At 63.9% G+C, this 18030-nt stretch carries 17 protein-coding genes; 9 read left to right on the forward strand and 8 right to left on the reverse strand.

Translation table 11 applies throughout. The features are described from left to right. Position 1: 1 nt before the first annotated feature. The 8 genes from ACGTN6_RS03650 to ACGTN6_RS03685 all read right to left on the reverse strand — a co-directional run bounded on the left by ACGTN6_RS03650 (position 2) and on the right by ACGTN6_RS03685 (position 8867). On the reverse strand, positions 2–715 hold the full coding sequence (locus ACGTN6_RS03650; protein WP_394589902.1) for a C39 family peptidase: 714 nt from the start codon (positions 713–715) through the stop codon (positions 2–4). Between the two features lie 94 nt (positions 716–809). Beyond that, the gene (locus tag ACGTN6_RS03655; protein ID WP_394589903.1) at positions 810–1202 is read right to left on the reverse strand and encodes a hypothetical protein; all 393 of its coding nucleotides are present in this window, start codon (positions 1200–1202) and stop codon (positions 810–812) included. 108 nt (positions 1203–1310) lie between these two features. Next, positions 1311–2504 carry a hypothetical protein gene (locus ACGTN6_RS03660; protein ID WP_394589904.1) on the reverse strand — a complete coding sequence of 398 codons (1194 nt, stop codon included), beginning with the start codon at positions 2502–2504 and terminating at the stop codon, positions 1311–1313. A gap of 541 nt (positions 2505–3045) precedes the next feature. Further along, positions 3046–4287, reverse strand: a complete 1242-nt coding sequence (locus ACGTN6_RS03665) for an AAA family ATPase (RefSeq protein WP_394589905.1) — start codon at positions 4285–4287, stop codon at positions 3046–3048. 35 nt (positions 4288–4322) lie between these two features. Continuing rightward, a complete protein-coding gene (gene hemL, locus ACGTN6_RS03670; protein WP_394589906.1) occupies positions 4323–5612 on the reverse strand; it encodes a glutamate-1-semialdehyde 2,1-aminomutase in 1290 nt (429 codons plus the stop codon). A gap of 199 nt (positions 5613–5811) precedes the next feature. After that, positions 5812–6639, reverse strand: coding sequence for a bifunctional hydroxymethylpyrimidine kinase/phosphomethylpyrimidine kinase (thiD, locus tag ACGTN6_RS03675; protein ID WP_394589907.1), 828 nt, complete (start codon positions 6637–6639; stop codon positions 5812–5814). Between the two features lie 11 nt (positions 6640–6650). Beyond that, positions 6651–7082 (reverse strand): protoporphyrinogen oxidase HemJ, encoded by a 432-nt coding sequence (gene hemJ / locus ACGTN6_RS03680; RefSeq protein WP_394589908.1) that lies wholly within the window; start codon positions 7080–7082, stop codon positions 6651–6653. A gap of 9 nt (positions 7083–7091) precedes the next feature. Continuing rightward, positions 7092–8867 (reverse strand): chloride channel protein, encoded by a 1776-nt coding sequence (locus tag ACGTN6_RS03685; protein WP_394589909.1) that lies wholly within the window; start codon positions 8865–8867, stop codon positions 7092–7094. Between the two features lie 106 nt (positions 8868–8973). Here ACGTN6_RS03685 and argC point away from each other — a divergent pair, with 106 nt between their 5' ends. The 9 genes from argC to ACGTN6_RS03730 all read left to right on the forward strand — a co-directional run bounded on the left by argC (position 8974) and on the right by ACGTN6_RS03730 (position 17821). Beyond that, the gene (gene argC, locus ACGTN6_RS03690) at positions 8974–10008 is read left to right on the forward strand and encodes an N-acetyl-gamma-glutamyl-phosphate reductase (protein WP_394589910.1); all 1035 of its coding nucleotides are present in this window, start codon (positions 8974–8976) and stop codon (positions 10006–10008) included. Between the two features lie 126 nt (positions 10009–10134). Next, complete coding sequence (gene erpA, locus ACGTN6_RS03695; protein ID WP_394589911.1) at positions 10135–10488, forward strand: iron-sulfur cluster insertion protein ErpA; 354 nt, start codon at positions 10135–10137, stop codon at positions 10486–10488. Between the two features lie 114 nt (positions 10489–10602). Then, positions 10603–11364 (forward strand): transporter substrate-binding domain-containing protein, encoded by a 762-nt coding sequence (locus ACGTN6_RS03700; protein ID WP_394589912.1) that lies wholly within the window; start codon positions 10603–10605, stop codon positions 11362–11364. A 146-nt stretch (positions 11365–11510) separates the two neighbouring features. Continuing rightward, positions 11511–12182, forward strand: coding sequence for an amino acid ABC transporter permease (locus ACGTN6_RS03705; protein WP_394589913.1), 672 nt, complete (start codon positions 11511–11513; stop codon positions 12180–12182). Between the two features lie 12 nt (positions 12183–12194). Further along, the gene (locus ACGTN6_RS03710; protein WP_394589914.1) at positions 12195–12968 is read left to right on the forward strand and encodes an amino acid ABC transporter ATP-binding protein; all 774 of its coding nucleotides are present in this window, start codon (positions 12195–12197) and stop codon (positions 12966–12968) included. Positions 12969–13496: 528 nt separating this feature from the next. Then, positions 13497–15392: a tRNA uridine-5-carboxymethylaminomethyl(34) synthesis enzyme MnmG gene (mnmG, locus tag ACGTN6_RS03715; protein ID WP_394589915.1), complete on the forward strand. Its 1896-nt coding sequence runs from the start codon at positions 13497–13499 to the stop codon at positions 15390–15392. Next, complete coding sequence (gene rsmG / locus ACGTN6_RS03720) at positions 15389–16033, forward strand: 16S rRNA (guanine(527)-N(7))-methyltransferase RsmG (RefSeq protein ID WP_394589916.1); 645 nt, start codon at positions 15389–15391, stop codon at positions 16031–16033. The genes mnmG and rsmG overlap by 4 nt, the downstream gene beginning before the upstream one ends. A gap of 56 nt (positions 16034–16089) precedes the next feature. Then, complete coding sequence (locus ACGTN6_RS03725; RefSeq protein ID WP_394589917.1) at positions 16090–16860, forward strand: ParA family protein; 771 nt, start codon at positions 16090–16092, stop codon at positions 16858–16860. Between the two features lie 37 nt (positions 16861–16897). Continuing rightward, a complete protein-coding gene (locus ACGTN6_RS03730; protein WP_183388097.1) occupies positions 16898–17821 on the forward strand; it encodes a ParB/RepB/Spo0J family partition protein in 924 nt (307 codons plus the stop codon). Positions 17822–18030: the final 209 nt, after the last annotated feature.

Consider the following 18030-nt stretch of genomic DNA (forward strand, 5'->3'; position numbering starts at 1 on the left):
ATTACCTACCCAACTCGTTGGCACCTGGCAATGTCAGCAAGTATGACCCCACACTTCTGCGTTGTAACCCTGATTCGATGGGAGAAGGGGGACGCACACGCCAGTCCTGCTGATTGTTGAAATTCGCCCGAGCCACTTCCACGTCATTGCGGACACCGAGCACCTTGTTGCTCCACAGGCCTTCGAAGATACTCTTGGGCACCACGACCGTCCCCGCTGCCGGGTCGCCCACCAGTACGTTCTCGGAATCCATCCCCTTAACGACGACAAAGTGCTTGTACCCCCCCGTATTGACCAGTGTAATGGCGGGAACGCCGATCCGAATGAAGTCGTCCAGCGTGATCTCGAAGCCATCGGCATTAAGCCCATGCGTATCAAGGTAGCGCTTCATATCCAGCATGGAGAAACCAAAGGTCTCGATCTGTTCACGATCACCATTGCGGATCATGGTCTCGAAGACATCGGCTTCGGTAGTAGGTCGGTCATAGTGATAGGTCAAAAGGGTAGCGACGGCGGCCGATCCACAGCTGAAATCGTACTGTTGACGAACCACACGTTCCCAACTGATTTCCGAGAGACTCTTGGCTTCAACTTCGAAGTTTCCAAAGGGATTGAAAATTCGAACTGTTCCCGCTTCAGCGGACATGACGAAGCCCTTTCCACTCGCTAATATTAGAGCGAACAGCAGGAAAGAGCCCTTCAATATCTTACGCATTATCACGGCCTCTGGACAAAGATCCATGCGAATGACGACACCCACTTCCCGTATTTAGTACGAGAGCATGACCATCGCTATCGGCTCTCCCACCTCATGGATTGGAAATGTAGACGCTGATGCCAATCGCATTATTGATGGCGTTGGCATTACCCGTCACGCTATTGAAGATGCCAGTACCGCTGTAATGCCCCATGGAACCACTCTCGAAGGTGATATTCCCGGTCGCCATATCGCCGTTGAGCACCTGGAAACTCGACCCGGCAGTAATCGCATCCATGTCCTGAACGCTCTGTACGTTGACGCGCTCCAGGTGAATATTGACGCCATCACGCCCGCGGGTCTGTTCCAGAGATTCCGTCGGCATGACCTCCAGTGCGCCAAAGCCCTCGCCCGGTGCCTCCTCGGCGTGTGCGGTCGACAGCAGACTGGCGGAAAGCACCATGACGCCGACGGCGAACCACTTGGTATGTTCTGAACGCTTCATCTCCCTTGCCTCCACTGACTGAAATCTGGCAGTGCAGGAACTGGCGGAGACCTTCTCCGCCAGTTCCCGGTTGGGACAAGCGGGCCTCTCTCGAGGCCCGAGCCATCATCAGTTGCCGATACTCACACCGCTGTGAGCAGAGATGCTGGTACCGGACAGCTGGGAGTTGTAGAAGCCGGTGGAGTTGTTCATGTTGGCCACGCCACCATAGACGCCTCCGGCCGCCACGGAGATGCTGGCCGCACCGGTACGCAGCACCGCTGCAGCACCGTTGCCTCCGTTGCCTCCGGCGCCACCATTGGCTCCAGTGGCATAGGCCGCACCGGCGACGCCTTGGCCGCCACCGCCGCCGCCGCCATAGCCGGCAGCACCGTTGCCTGCCACAGCGCCAGCCCAGCCAGTGCCGGTTCCGTCGCCGGCCGTGCCGGTGCCGGTGCCGGTGCCGGTGCCAGTCCCTGCACCACCATTACCCGCAGCCGAGGCGGCCGTTGAGCCTGACTGAGAAGCGGCGGTCTGCTCGCCATCCACGGCAGCGCCGATGCCAGCGCCATTGCCTTCACCGAGGCCGAGCAAGCCACCGAGACCCACCCCGGTGCCGGTACCGTCGCCTTCCCCCCAGTTATCCCCATGGTCGAAATTACCGGCCTTGGAACTTGAGGCGCTGAGCGCACCGGAGTCAGAGCTGCCGCCCTTGCCTGCGCCGAGGCCGACGCCGGCGCCGGTGCCGTCACCGCCCTGGCCTGCTCCAAGGCCCAGTGCACCGGCGTCACCGCCGCGTCCGCCATCGCCCTTGCCGCCATCGCCGCCGAGCCCGACACCGACACTGACGGCCGCATTCAGGCCACCATTGCCACCATGGGCGCCATTACCGCCGTCACCGCCAATGACCTTGATACCGCCGCCGATGACCACGGAGCTCATCTTCTGCTCGGAAATAACGCTGACCGCGGTGTTATACGACTCACTCATGGCCCAGGCATCGCCCCCACGACCGACCGGCCCACCGGCACCACCAGCGCCATAGCCAGTTCCAGTAGCAGTCGCATCACCACCATCGCCGTAGCCCTTGCCATAACCCAGGAAGCCATGGCCAGAGCCATTGCCACTGGCATCGGCATTAGCAGCACCGGCCCCTGTACCGTTGCCACCGATGCTATTTCCACCGGCTCCGCCGATGGCTTGCGCATCGGAGTCCACAGCCTGGAAAGCATTCTTACCGCTGTTGGTCGGGTTGGCCTGGGCGGTGGAAATTGCCATGACCAGCGCCAGCAGGGATGTACCCGCAATTGCATAAGCTTTCATGATCACACTCCCGTTCAGTTTCGGCTGAATCCCTTTCGTCCTGCCGGACGATCCGCAGATCGACACCGGCGTCGGTTCTCTCTGCCTGCTCAGCCGAAGGTCTGTCTTGAGCCCTCGAGGATCCCGCTGCAGGCATGTAACACAGAGCACGAGTCATGCCATGTTTTGTTAATTTTTTGATATAAAAGAGAAAATCTACAAAGAGAGGGCAAGGGAGGGGAGTTTTCGGCGGGAATATCGGTGCCATGGCTCAGGCAAGTGTTAGCCTGGTGAAACAGTCAGCGACTTGAAGGGTATGAATTATGGGTAAAAAATCATAAAAAACATAAAGTTAACTTATTGATACAAACAGTTCACAAAGTTGTTTCAGTCTTGACACTGTCGTCGGTGTTTTCTTTATTTCCTTTTTAATCAACAATTTGTATTAAATTCCCAAAAACAGAGATCAGATCGAAAATGACAAGTGGATGTAACACCGCGGCTAACACGAACCATCAGGGAGAGAACGCGGCCGGCATATAGAGACCGGCCACGCCAGGCATCAGCTCCAGTGCATGTGTTCCTGGATCAATCCGGCCAACGTCTCGGCGGCGTTGTCGGCGGTCGTGTCCAGGCGAACGAGGTGAAAGCGCTCCTCGTCAGAGAACGGCTCGAAGGCAGCTCGCTGGCGCGCCAACACGGCCAAGCCATCCTCGACCACGGTTCCCTGTCGTCTGGCACGCTTGGTGATACGTCGCTCGAGAGTCACCTCGTCGGCCTCGAAGCTGACCAGCAGCACCGGCAACCCACGGCTCTCAGCCTGATGCCTCAACCAATCGCGCTGTGAGCGGGTCAGGCAGGTGGCATCCACACAGGCCGGCAGGCCAGCATCCAGCAGGCTCCCCGCACACTGTGCGAGTCGATGGTAAGTGCGTTCGGTGGCCTCTTCGGTAAAGATATCCACAGCCTCATCGCCATCCCTGGCCTGTGGGTGAAGACCATGCTGGCGACGCCGCTCGACATCGGAACCGACTCGGACGGCCCCCAGCCGGGTCACTAGGTTACGGGTGAAACGGCTCTTGCCGCTGCCAGAGACGCCGACCCCGATCACCAACGGAGGAAAACGAAATTCGGCATGCCGTTCAGCCAACTCCAGGTAGCGTCGACAGGCACTCATGGTTTCCGCCAGCAGGGCAGGTCGCTCGTCGTCCCCCTCCACCGTCTCGAGGCGACGCAGGGCGCGCCGCGCGCCGGCCAGGCACTCCAACACCCGGAATGCAGACAGCAGCCGAGCAGCCTCATAGTCGCCGCTGAAACGTAGATAGAGATCCAGGAATTGGCGGGCGAGTCGCGCTTCGTCGCGAACTTCCAGTCCTACCAGCAATGACGCCAGGTCCGCGGCGGGATCCTGGACGACCTCGGCACCGAAGCCCTCGAGATCGCGGTCGATGGCGTTGGCCATCAGTACCCGCCCCTCGTCCAGCAGGCGGCTGTCACGGTGATCGCAGGCCCAGCTACGCGGCAGCCGCCGGGCCTCTCGGGCATCCAGTACAGGAGCTAATCGCTCGAGGTTCTCTTCCAGCCAGCGGGCCAGGACCCGAAGGCGATGACGATCCTCGTCACCGCCCATCAGCGACGCCAAGGCCTGCACCTCGTTGGTCACTCTTTGCTGCAGTGCCTCCCGAAGAGCGCCTGGTTCGGTCCGATCCGTTGCATGCTCGGCCTGCCAGGCACCTAACTCCTCGACCAGCGTCTCCAGGCCCAAATCGCGGCCTGAGCTTCCTGGGGCGTGTCGCTGATTCATCGTTGGTCTCCTTTACGCAGCCATCGCGCCGGCCCTCAGGCCTGTCGCATCGCGGCGAAGGCGGCCTCGGCCGCGTCCAGGGTCAGTTGAATGTCCTCGGGGGCGTGAGCGCTGGACATGAAGCCCGCTTCGAAGGCCGAGGGCGCCATATAGATGCCATGCTCCAGCATTGCGGCGAAGAAACGGCGGAAGGCATCCCCATCACAGGCGGTGGCCTGAGCAAAATTGTCGACCCGGCTCTGGCCGGTGAAGAAGACGCCAAACATGCCACCTGCTCGCTGGGTGATCATGTCGATACCGGCGGCATCGGCCCGCTCCTGGAGACCATGGCACAGGGTCTCGACGCGCTGCGCAAGGGCATCATGGAAGCCGGGCTCCTGCAGCTTGGTCAGCAGGGCGATGCCCGCCGCCATGGCCAGTGGATTTCCCGCCAGGGTACCGGCCTGGTAGACAGGACCCAGCGGCGAGATGTTCTCCATGATGCTACGGCGGCCGCCGAAGGCCCCTACCGGCATGCCACCGCCGACGATCTTGCCCAGGCAGGTGAGATCCGGCTCGATGCCGTAATAGGCCTGGGCTCCGCCCATCGCCACCCGGAAGCCGGTCATCACTTCGTCGAAGATCAGCACGCTTTCATGGCGATCACAGACTCGACGCAGGGTCTCGAGGAAACCCGGCTGTGGAGGAATGCAGTTCATGTTGCCGGCCACCGGCTCGACGATGATGCAAGCCACTTGGTCGCCGATCTCCTCGAAGCACTGCTCCACCGCGTCAGCATCGTTGTAGGCCAGGGTCACGGTGTGCTCGGCTAACGCGGCGGGAACACCGGGAGAGCTGGGCTCGCCATGGGTCAAGGCGCCGGAACCGGCCTTGACCAACAACGAGTCGGAGTGGCCGTGATAGTTGCCCTCGAACTTGACGATCTTGTCACGACCGGTATAGCCACGAGCCAGACGGATTGCCGACATGGTGGCCTCGGTGCCGGAGTTGACCATGCGCACCATCTCGATGCTGGGGATCATCTCGCAGATCAGATCGGCCATGGTGGTCTCGATGGCCGTGGGCGTGCCGAAGGAAAGCCCGTTATCGAGCCGCTCGCGGACCGCCGCCAGCACCTCGGGATCCGCATGGCCAGTGATCATCGGCCCCCAGGAGCCGACATAATCCACATAACGCTTGCCCTCTACATCGAAAAGGTAAGCGCCCTGAGCCCGTTCCATGAAGACCGGCGGGCGCTCCAGGCCCTTGAAGGCACGCACCGGCGAATTGACTCCGCCGGGGATATGTCGGCAGGCCCGTTCGAAGAGCTGGGCGGATGTGGTCATGTCAACCTCATTTGCTGTTGAAAGTAAGCGTCGTATCGTGCCGAAGTCCCGCCATGTGGGCATTCGGCCTGTGGATAAATCTTTGGATAATCTCTTGGCGAGCGGTGATTCCCCAGTGAATGTCGCCAAACGCCGCCGAAGGGCCGCCACTGATATTCCTCATTCTCGATGCTGAGCCCGAGGATGACCAGTCCATGGGCTAGGGCCAAACGGAACCGCGCTCGGTCGGCAACCGCCACAGCCGCCGCGGCAACCGCTGCCCGGCACCGGGATGCCAACCATGCGCCAGCGAATCCCAGGTGAAGGCCTGGGCCTGTTCGCAGGCCGTCACCAGACTCTCGCCCAGGGCCAGACGTGCCGCCAGCGCCGATGCCAGGGTGCACCCCGAGCCATGGAAATCACCGACCAGACGCGTCCAGCTCCACTGGCGATCGCCATCCGGCACATGCAGGGTATGCCGCACCTTGTCCTTGGGCACCCGCTCCTCCGGGTCATCGGTGCCGGTGACCAGCACCGCCTGGCAGCCCAGATGCATCAGCTCGACGGCGCGCTCGGTATCGTCCCGGCACGCCGGACCGGCCAGTCGGGCGAGCTCCAGGCGATTGGGCGTCAGGATATCCACAAGGGGAAGCAGCCGCTGGCGGAACGCAGCTTCCAAAGCAGATGTGGACAACTCTTTACCACCACCCGCCTTGAGCACGGGATCGACCACCACCGGCACCCCGGGACGTCGTCGCAGGATCTCCTCGACCGCCTCCAGCGCCGCCTCGGAGGCGACCAGGCCGATCTTGATGGCGGCGATCTCGATCTCTTCCAGTGCCAGAGCCGCTGCCCGGATCAGCTCGGCATCCACCGGCTGCACCTCACGAACGTCACGACAGTTCTGCACCGTCAGCGCCGTGGGAATCGTCAGCGCCCAGCCGCCGCAGGCTGCCACCGCTTCGCTATCGGCCACCAGCCCGGCCCCGCCGGTGGGGTCGTGCCCCGCCAACACCAGCACCGCCGGCAGATGAGGTTGGGTTTCCACATCGGCCCCCATCAAAACGGTTTCAACACGGCGAGAAGCACGATCGCCAGCAGCGCGAGCACAGGCAACTCGTTGAAGATGCGAAAGAAACGATGCGTACGCGTGCATCGATCGGCAGCAAACTGTTTCAGATAAATGAGGCAAACATGGTGATAGGCGACCAGCGCCGCCACAAGCGCCAGCTTGGCGTGCATCCAGCCCTGGGAGAGCCACCCGGGGTTCAGCGCCAACAGGCCGCCGCCCAGCACCAGCACGGCGATCATCGAGGGCGTCATGATGCCGCGATAGAGCTTGCGTTCCATGACGGCGAAATAGTCGCTGGCCTGACGCTCACCGCGGTCCCGGGCCATGGCGTGATAGACATAGAGCCTTGGCAGATAGAACAGGGCAGCGAACCAGGTCACCACGGCCACCAGGTGGAGGGCCTTGATCCAGAGGTACATATCGACTCCTCAGCCGGAGGGAACGTCGCTATAGCGATAGTAACGCTCGATGGCGTCGCGGGTGATGATACCGGAAATCCGCCGCTGCTTCGGGCGATGGCCGTGCTCCACGTAGAGGGCGTCCGCATGCTTGGTGTTGAGACGCTCGAAGGCTTCAGAGAGGGTCGCCTGGAGATGAATCGGGGCCAGGTCGAGACGCTGCCCGGGGATCTCGAGCAGATCCAGGCGGCCCTCCTTGTCGATCAGCTTGTCGTTGGCGTCGTGCTCAAGCATCCAGCGTGCCAGGTCGGCGGCCTTGAGGGCCAGCGTCGGCTTGGCATCGCTGGAGCGCTCGATCACGATCCATTCCGGCTTGGCCTCGAGCAGCGCGCTGGCCTGGTCGAGGCTGATCCGGCGGCGAGTGCGCACCAAGGCACGCTCCATCACCGCTGGTACCGACACCCGGCTGAGCGCCTGCATCAGCGGCTGTTGCAGGGGATGCAAGCCATGGCGGGTGACGCTGATGAAGAAGCCATCGCAACCGCACAGCTGGCGCGAGGTCAGCCCGGCCACCACCACCGCCAGCATGCCCGGCAGGATCAGGTTGGGGTTGTGGGACAGCTCCAGCAGGGCCATCAGTGCAGCCAGCGGCGCCTGTAGCACCGCGCCCATCATGGCGGCCATGCCCAGCATGGCGTAGACGGCAGGCCCCGAGGCGAGCTCGGGCATCAGTTGGGCGCCGAGCAGGCCGCACAGGGCTCCCGCCGCACCGCCGGCCACCAGTACCGGGCCAATGATGCTGACCGGAATGCCGCAGGCCACGGCGAAGGCGGTGATCAACAGCTTGCCGATGGCCACCGCCAGCAACACGTCCAGGCTCAGCGCTCCACCAATGGTCATCCCCAGGGTGTCGTAGCCCATGCCCTGCACCTGGGGATACCACCAGGCCAGGGCCCCCACCAGAGCGCCGGCCACGGCGAAACGGGCCGCGAAGGGCAAGCGCTTGAGTTGCCCTCCGGCGCGCGCCACCCGCACGAAGGCGCCGGCCAGCAGCCCGATGCCCAGTGCGCTGAGTACGATCCACGGCAGGTTGAACAGCGAGCCCAGGGCGATGCCGGTCTCCTCGAAGGGGCGCTCGAAGCCGAACACCGCCTGGGATACCACGGCCCCCATTGTCGAGGCCAGGATCACTGGCATGAAGCCGGTGATGGTGTACTCCATCAGCACCACTTCCATGGCGAAGATGACGCCGGCGATGGGGGTATTGAAGGACGCCGAGATCCCCGCCGCGGTACCGCAGGCCACCAGCACGCGCAGGCTGTTGTGGGGCAGGCGCAGGCGCTGGCCGAGCCCGCTGCAGGCCGCTGCCCCCAGATGGATGGCCGGGCCCTCGCGCCCGGCGGAGAGGCCGCCGAGCACCGAAATCAGGCCCACCCACCACTGGGTGAACCAATTGCGCATCGGGAAACGCCCCTGGTGGTAGGTCAGCCGTTCGATGACATGTGCCACGCCGATCTGGCGTCCCGCGGGGGGCAACCGCCATAGCCAGACGCCGATCAACGCCACCGCCAGCAGTGGCAACAGCGCCCGGGTCACCGGCGCCAGCCCTTCGAAGGCCTCGGGATCGCCATCGGGCAGGAACAGCGCGGCGCCAAGGATGAGCAGTAGTCGGAAGATCACCATCAGCCCACCGGTGATCAGCCCCGACACCACGCCCAGCACGCACAGCTGTGGCAGGGCATCCACGCTGGCCAGGCGCTGGCGGAAACGTTCCAGAGTGAAGCGGGATAGCGAGAAACGCGACAAGATGACCTTCCTGTTCGATCCAGCCCCCCTCCTAGGTGGGAGCCCTCTCCCTTGTGTATCATATCCGTACACATAGGTCCCAGCGTCCACCAATGAGGAGTCCATCGTGATCAAGGTCGGAATCGTCGGCGGCACCGGCTATACCGGGGTCGAACTGCTCAGGTTGCTGGCCCGTCACCCGGAGGTGAGCGTCGAGGTCATCACCTCGCGCAGCGAGGCCGGGCTGGGGGTCAGCGAACTCTACCCCAACCTGCGCGGCCACTACGACGAGCTGCGCTTCAGCGAGCCCGCCCCGGCTCGGTTGGCGGCCTGCGATGCGGTGTTCTTCGCCACGCCCCACGGAGTGGCCCACGCCCTGGCCAGCGATCTGCTCGAGCGCGGCACCCGGGTGATCGACCTGTCGGCGGACTTCCGCCTGCGCGACGCCGCCGAATGGGAACGCTGGTACGGCCAGCCCCATGGCGCGCCCGAGCTGCTGGATGACGCCGTCTACGGCCTGCCTGAGGTCAATCGCGAGCGCATCCGCCAGGCACGCCTGATCGCCGTACCCGGCTGCTATCCCACCGCGGTGCAGCTCGGCCTGCTGCCGCTGCTCGAGGACGGGCTGATCGACGTCGGCCAGGTCATCGCTGACTGCAAGTCCGGCGTCACCGGTGCCGGCCGCGGCGCCAAGGTGCCCTCGCTGCTGGCCGAGGCCAGCGAATCGATGAAGGCCTACGGCGCTTCGGGCCATCGTCACCTGCCCGAGATCCGCCAGGGCCTCGGCGACGCCGCGGGCGGCCCGGTGGGACTAACCTTCGTGCCTCACCTGACGCCGATGATCCGCGGCATCCACGCCACCCTCTACGGTCGGCTCACCGGCGAGGCGGGCAACCTCCAGGCGCGATTCGAGCAGCGCTTCGCCGACGAACCCTTCGTCGACGTCATGCCGGCGGGCAGCCATCCCGAGACGCGCAGCGTCAAGGGCGCCAATGTCTGCCGCCTGGCCATCCATCGCCCCGGCGACGGCGATACCGTGGTAGTGCTCTCGGTGATCGACAACCTGGTCAAGGGTGCCTCCGGGCAAGCCGTGCACAACCTCAACCTGATGTTCGGCTTCGACGAGAATGCCGGCCTCGACGCCCCGGCCATCATGCCGTGAAGTCATCGCCTGCCCCCTCGCCATTGCGTCGGGGCAGGGCGCCCGCCTAAATAGTTGACCCTTTTGCTGGGGGTTATGGATAATCGTCCCCTGCACGACATTCACCGAATTCCGGGGAGGTCACCCATGAGCGGTGCCGCATCCTTCGTACCTACTCCCCTGCTGCTGTCCGACAGCGCCAGGAACCGGCTCCAGGCCCTGATCGCCGAGGAAGGCAAACCCGAGCTCAAGCTGCGCGTCTACGTGACCGGCGGCGGCTGCTCCGGCTTCCAGTATGGCTTCGACTTCGCCGAGACAGTGGCCGATGACGACACCCTGGTCGAGTTCGGCGAGGTCGCGCTGGTGGTCGATCCCCTCTCCTACCAGTACCTGGTGGGCTCCACCGTGGACTACGAGGAGGGGCTGGCCGGTGCCCGCTTCCTGATCCAGAACCCCAATGCCACCACCACCTGTGGCTGCGGCTCCTCCTTCATGGTTTGACGCCAAGCGTTGAGACACCCCTAAATAGCGTCATTTGCCGAGACTTGACGCTCTCACGACAACTCGCCATGGTTGATTAGGTACTCCAAAACAAATCATGCCATGGAGAGTCACATGAAGCGTCAATTTCAGGCGGCATCGCTGGCGTCCTGCCTTGCCCTCGGCCTGAGCGCCACGGCCCAGGCCCAGGACACCACCCTGGACGTCGTCACCGACCCGAGTTTCGTTCCATTCGAGATGATGGATCAGGACTCCGGCGAGATGGTCGGCTTCGACATGGACATCATCGCCGAAGTCGCCGAGCGTGCCGGGTTCGACTACAACCTGCGCACCATGGACTTCAACGGCATCATCCCCGCCATCCAGACCGGTAACGTCGACATCGCCATTGCCGGCGTGACCATCACCGACGAACGTGCCGAGATCGTCGACTTTTCCGATCCCTACTACGACAGTGGCCTGCGTCTGCTGGTCAATGCCAACGACGACAGCATCCAGAGCGTCGAGGACCTGGAAGGCAAAAAGGTCGGCACCAAGATCGGTTCCACCAGCTACGACTTCCTCCAGGAAAGCCTGGGCGACTCCGCCGACATCACCCCCTATCCGGGCTCCAGCGACATGTACATGGCGCTTCTCGGCGGCAGCGTGGATGCCGTCTTCTACGATGCGCCAAACGTCGGCTATTTCTCCCAGACCCAGGGCGAGGGCCGCACCAAGGTCGTAGGCCCGCTCTACGAAGGCCAGCAGTACGGCATCGTGCTGGTCAAAGGCAGCGATTGGGTCGAACCTGTCAACGAAGCCCTGTCTACCATGAAAGAAGACGGCACCTACGACGAGATCCATAGCAAATGGTTCGGCAGCCCCAGCGGCGAATGAACCTCGCGCGAGGCTGACACGGGGTCGGGTCACTAGACCCGGCCCCGTTGCATTAGGCAAGGCCTGAAAAGCGCCTGCGCTCATCGACTTTTCAGACCGTGCCTCGGCCCCGCGTCTCCCCCTTTGTACCCTGACGGAGATCTTTCGTGGACGTCACCTTTCAATTCGACTGGCAGGCCGCCTTCGCCTCCATCCCCCACCTGCTGACGGGGATTCCCTATACCCTGCTGATCTCCTTCTCGGGCCTTGCCCTCGGTTTCATCATCGGCATCGTCTTCGGCCTGTTGCGCATCAGTCCAACGAAATGGCTGAGATGGCCCGCCGTGGCCTACATCGAGATATTTCGCGGCACCCCTGTGCTGGTGCAGGTACTGTTCATCTTCTACGGCCTGCCGCAGCTGCTCGGCGGCCCCATCAACGCCCTGGTGGCCGGTATCGCCGCCATCGCCGTCAATTCCGGAGCCTACATCTCGGAGATCGTGCGCGGCGGCGTGCAATCCATCGAACGCGGCCAGCGCGAAGCTGGACTATCCCTGGGCCTGTCCCGGCGCCAGACCTTTCGTTACATCATCTGGCCCCAGGCCTTGCGGCGCATGATCCCGCCGCTGGGCAACCAGGGCATCATCAGTATCAAGGACACCTCGCTGTTCTCGGTGATCGGCGTAGGCGAGCTGGTGCGTCAGGGCCAGGTCTACATCGCTACCACCTTCAACGCCCTCGAGGTCTACCTGATGGTCGCCATGCTCTACCTGGTGGTCACCCTGTCGCTGTCGGTGGCATTGCGCCTGCTGGAGCGCAAGGGTCTGGTCGGACAATAAGGAATGCGCGAGATGAACCAACAGACGTCCCAATCCGGCGGCGAGCCCATCGTGCGCCTGAGCAAGCTCAACAAGTCCTTCGGCGCCCTTCACGTGCTCAAGGACATCGACCTCACGGTCACTCCCGGCGAGGTCGTGGTAATCATCGGGGCCAGCGGTTCCGGAAAATCGACCTTGATCCGCTGCATCAACGGCCTCGAAGAATTCCAGCAGGGTGAGCTGGAAGTCGACGGCAACCCGCTGAAGCCCCATGGCAAGGCCACCAAGGCGCTGCAGAAGATTCGCACCGAGGTCGGCATGGTGTTCCAGCAGTTCAACCTCTTTCCGCATCTCAGCGTGCTGGACAACGTCACTCTGGCCCCGATGAAGGTGCGCGGCTGGAGCCGCCAGGATGCCACCGAGACCGCCGAACGGCTGCTGGAGCGAGTGGGCATCAGCGACCAGGCCGCCAAGTATCCCACCCAGCTCTCCGGCGGCCAGCAGCAGCGTGTGGCTCTGGCTCGAGCGCTGGCCATGGAGCCCCGGTTGATGCTGTTCGACGAGCCGACCTCGGCGCTGGACCCGGAGATGATCGGCGAGGTGCTGGATGCCATGCGCGAGCTCGCCAACGAAGGCATGACCATGCTGATCGTCACCCACGAGATGGGCTTCGCCCGCGAAGTTGCCGACCGGGTGATCTTCATTCACAAGGGCGAGATCGCCGAAGAGGGGCCACCGGAAACGATCTTCGACTCGCCCCAAGCCGAACCCACCCGAAATTTCCTGTCGCGGGTGCTCAAGCACTGACAGTGTCGCTTCTCCTGCGCGCCTCACCGGGCCCTGTCGTTATCGACAGGGCTTTTTTTTGGCCTGTGGACAAGATTTCTCGACAATGACCGCTGAGCCCCACCATGGCGGGGCCGAAGAGGAATCACCGAGGTTGTTCACAGCCACGGTGACAAGCCCGGTAGAAGCGCGTGGACAAGCCGTGCTCGAGCCGGGCTGTGGGTAACCCTCGCATTCCTCCACAGGCCCCGAACATGCCGTCCGCAGCTCGCGCGCCGCTTTTCCTTCCAGGGGTCAACAATGCAACCTGTTGATAAATAATCAGTAGTTATGGTTATCCACGAGAAATGTCCACACTAGTAGTTACAACCACAACAGAACTTCTTTTTATCTATTTGTTTATTGATTTAAGTGAGTGAAAGGATCGGTGCGCGGCGCTTCCGGGGTGTGGAAAACCCTGACGATTACCCACAAGGGCGTTATACTGGCGGGCTGATTTCATACCCTGATCCGCAACATTCGGCGCGACGGCGCCGATCGAGGTGAACCTTGGAGTATCCCGACCGCTTCGACGTCATCGTCATCGGCGGTGGTCATGCCGGGACCGAAGCCGCCCTGGCATCGGCTCGCATGGGCTGCCGAACCCTGCTGCTGACCCACAACATCGAGACCCTGGGCCAGATGTCCTGCAATCCCGCCATCGGCGGGATCGGTAAGAGCCATCTGGTCAAGGAGATCGATGCGCTCGGCGGTGCCATGGGGCTGGCCACCGACCTGGGCGGCATCCAGTTCCGGGTACTCAATGCCCGCAAGGGGCCGGCCGTGCGGGCGACGCGTGCCCAGGCCGATCGCGTGCGCTACAAGGCGGCGATTCGGGGTCTGCTGGAGAACCAGCCCAATCTGGAGATCTTTCAGCAGGCGGCCGGCGATCTGATCGTCGACGGCGACACCGTGCGCGGGGTGATCACCGAGACCGGCGTGCGCTTCATGAGCGACACCGTGGTGTTATGCACAGGCACTTTCCTTGGCGGCGTTATCCACATCGGGCTGGACAACAGCCGTGGCGGCCGGGCCGGCGATCCTCCCTCCAACGCTCTGGCCGAACGCCTGCGTGCGCTGCCGTTTCGTGTCGACCGGTTGAAGACCGGCACTCCACCCCGTATCGATGCCAAGAGCGTGGATTTCTCGGTACTCGAGGAGCAGCCGGGGGACGCCCCGACGCCGGTGATGTCTTACCTTGGTAGCCGTGACATGCATCCTCGCCAGGTCAGCTGCCATATCGCTCACACCAGCGAGCGCAGCCACGAGATCATCCGCGCCAACCTGGATCGTTCGCCGATGTTCTCCGGCACGATCGAGGGCGTGGGGCCGCGCTACTGCCCGTCCATCGAGGACAAGGTGCACCGCTTCGCCGACAAGGCGAGCCATCAGATCTTCATTGAGCCCGAGGGGCTGGATACCCACGAGCTGTATCCCAACGGTATCTCCACCTCGCTGCCGTTTGACGTGCAGCTGCAGGTGGTGCGCTCGATCAAGGGGCTGGAGAACGCCCATATCACTCGCCCGGGCTATGCCATCGAGTACGATTTCTTCGATCCCCGCGATCTCAAGCACTCGCTGGAAACGAAATTCATCCACAACCTGTTCTTCGCCGGCCAGATCAACGGCACCACCGGCTACGAGGAAGCCGGCGCCCAGGGCCTGCTGGCCGGGCTCAACGCCGCCCGTCGCGCCCGTGAGCTCGAGGCCTGGTGGCCGCGCCGTGACGAGGCCTACCTCGGCGTGCTGGTGGATGACCTGATCACTCTGGGCACCAAGGAGCCCTATCGGATGTTCACCTCGCGGGCGGAATATCGCCTGCTGCTGCGCGAGGACAACGCCGATCTGCGCCTCACCGAGGCGGGCCGTGAGCTGGGGCTGATCGATGACCACCGCTGGGCCGCTTTCAGCGCCAAGCGCGAGGCCATCGAGGCCGAGACCGCTCGACTTCGGACCAGCTGGGTCCAGCCCGGCAGCGAGGCTGCGGCACGAGTGGCCGAGAAGACCGGCCAGCCGCTGTCCCGCGAGTACAACCTGATGGATCTCCTGAAGCGCCCGGAGCTCGGCTACGACGATCTCGCCGATCTGGTCGGTCAGCCGGTCGACGACGAGCGCGTCGCCGAACAGGTTCAGATCCAGGCCAAGTATCAGGGCTACATCGATCGCCAGCAGGACGAGATCGACAAACTCAAGCGCCACGAAGCCACCCGGCTGCCCGATGACCTGGACTACGCGCGAGTCGAGGGACTCTCCAACGAGATCCGTCAGAAGCTCGGCGAAGCCCGGCCGGAGACCCTGGCCCAGGCCTCGCGCATCTCCGGGGTCACCCCCGCGGCGGTCTCGATCCTGCTGATTCACCTCAAGAAGCGTCGCCTGCTGGACGACAGCCGAGTGGCCAACGGATGACCCCGAACGAGACGATCCTCAGAGAACGCCTCGAGCGTGGCTTGGCCGAACTCGGCCTCGACGTGGTGCCGGAACGACGCGAACGCCTGTTGGCCCTGGTGGGCCTGTTGCACAAGTGGAACCGCGCCTATAACCTCACCGCGGTACGCGATCCCGAGGAAATGATCGCTCGGCACCTGCTCGACAGCGCCGCCGTGCTGCCCTTCGTGAAGGGGCCTAGCCTGCTCGACGTGGGGGCTGGCCCGGGCTTGCCGGGACTGGTGCTGGCGATTCTCGCACCGGAACTCGAGGTCACGCTGCTCGACAGCAATGGCAAGAAGGTGCGCTTCCAGCGCCAGGCGGTGATGGAGCTAGGCCTCGAACAGGTCACCCCGGTCCAGGCCCGAGTGGAGGCCTTCGAGCCCCCCGCCGAGGGCTTCGATCAGGTGATCTCGCGGGCCTTCGCCAGTCTCGAGGACTTCATCGCCCTGAGCCAGAGGTTGCCGGGGGAGGGCGGACAATGGCTGGCCATGAAGGGGCCCGCCGTGGAGGACGAACTCGCCGGCCTGCCGGAGGGGGTCGCAGCGGTGGCTTGCCACTCGCTGAGAGTGCCGTTTTCGGCCGGCGACCGCCGCCTGGTGATCCTCGAGCGTGCGCGCTGAGGCGGGATGCGCCGGACGCTGCCGAGAACCCTGTCTCCCAACGCAAGGATGTCGCCGTGACCAAGATTATCGCCTTGACCAACCAGAAGGGTGGCGTGGGCAAGACCACCACTGCCGTCAATCTGGCAGCCAGCCTGGCCGCCCTGGATCGTCGCGTGCTGCTGGTCGACCTGGACCCCCAGGGCCATGCCACCATGGGCAGCGGCGTCGACAAGCACGAGCTCGACGGCAGCGTGCTTGACGTGGTGCTCGGGGAGCGCCGCCCCACCGAGGTGATCCTCGACTGTCCCGAGGCGGGATATGCCCTGCTGCCGGGCAACGGCGACCTGACCGCCGCCGAAGTCGAACTGCTCGACCGTGACGAGGGCCGCGAGCAGAGCCTGGTCAAAGCGCTAAGCGAGGTGGCCGGCGAGTATGACGTGGTGCTGATCGACTGCCCACCGTCGCTCAACATGCTCACGGTCAACGGTTTGACCGCCGCCCACGGAGTGCTGATTCCGCTGCAGTGCGAATTCTATGCCCTGGAGGGGCTGTCGGCGTTGCTCGACACCGTCGAGCAGATCAAGGACAGTGTGAACCCGAGTCTCGAGGTCTTCGGCATCCTGCGCACCATGTTCGACTCGCGCAACAGCCTGACCCGAGACGTCAGCAAGCAGCTGCGCGACTACTTCGGCGACGCCCTGCTCAAGACCACCATCCCCCGCAACGTGCGGGTCGCCGAGGCCCCCAGCCATGGCCTGCCGGTCACCAAGTACGCGCGCTTCTCGCGGGGCAGCCAGGCCCACCGGGTGCTGGCCAAGGAACTGATCCGTCGCCTGTCGTTGTAGCCAACGCCGGCCTGCGCTTACAGATGAGGGAAAGCCGATGACGCGTAAACAACGCGCTCTGGGACGTGGCCTGGACGCCCTGATCGGTGCCGGCGCCCGCCGCCGCGAAAGTCTGGATCTGCCGGGAGGCGAGGCGCCGCCGGAGAGCGAGCTCAACGGTGCCGAGTCGCTGCCGCCTGCCGCCGACGAGCGGCTTGAACGCCTGCCGCTGGGCCAGCTGAGCCGGGGCCGCTACCAGCCGCGCCGCGACATCCAGCCCGAGGCCCTCGAGGAACTGGCCGACTCGATTCGCGCCCAGGGGGTCATGCAGCCGATCGTGGTGCGTCCGATCGGCGAGAAGCGCTACGAGATCATCGCCGGCGAGCGGCGCTGGCGGGCGGCACAGCTCGCCGAGCTGGACGTCATTCCGGCGGTGGTGCGCGAGGTCACCGACGAGGTGGCGCTGGCGCTGGCGCTGATCGAGAACATCCAGCGCGAGAATCTCAACCCCATCGAGGAGGCCATGGCGCTCAAGCGCCTGCTCGACGAGTTCGAGCTGACCCAGCAGCAGGCGGCCGATGCCGTGGGGCGCTCCCGGGCCCAGGTGGCCAACCTGCTGCGCCTGCTGGCGCTGGATCCCGAGGTGCAGACCCTGCTCGAGCGCGGCGATCTGGACATGGGCCACGCCCGAGCGCTGCTGGCGTTGTCCGGACCCAAGCAGCGCCAGGCCGCCCATGAGGTGGTCAACAAGGACCTCACGGTGCGTGCCACAGAAGCACTGGTGAAGCAGCTCGCCAAGGGCGAGCCGAAAAAGGCCGACAAGCCGACGCCGAGTCCCGATGTGGCACGCCTGGAGTCGCGCCTGGGCGACCTGCTGGGGGCTCCGGTCAAGATCCAGCACGGCCGCGGCGGCAAGGGGCGAGTGACCATTCGCTACTCGAGCCTCGACGAGCTGGACGGCATTCTGGGGCACATCAAATGAGTGGGATACGCTCACCGCTAATATTAGTCAGCTAAGCAAAGTGTCGCGGATTTCTCGACTTTTAGTCGTAAGCTGGGGGGATATCGCGCGAAATCGCTCCGTGATCGGTTGAAGCCATCGTGGGGCTTCCCTATAATCCCGCCGGGCCCGCCGTTGGGAAGTGTTCGCACGGCGGAGCGGAGGTAGCGGACGCCTGGCGTCGATATCGT

The sequence above is a fragment of the Halomonas sp. B23F22_20 genome, from assembly GCF_043496985.1.
Lineage (GTDB): Bacteria > Pseudomonadota > Gammaproteobacteria > Pseudomonadales > Halomonadaceae > Halomonas.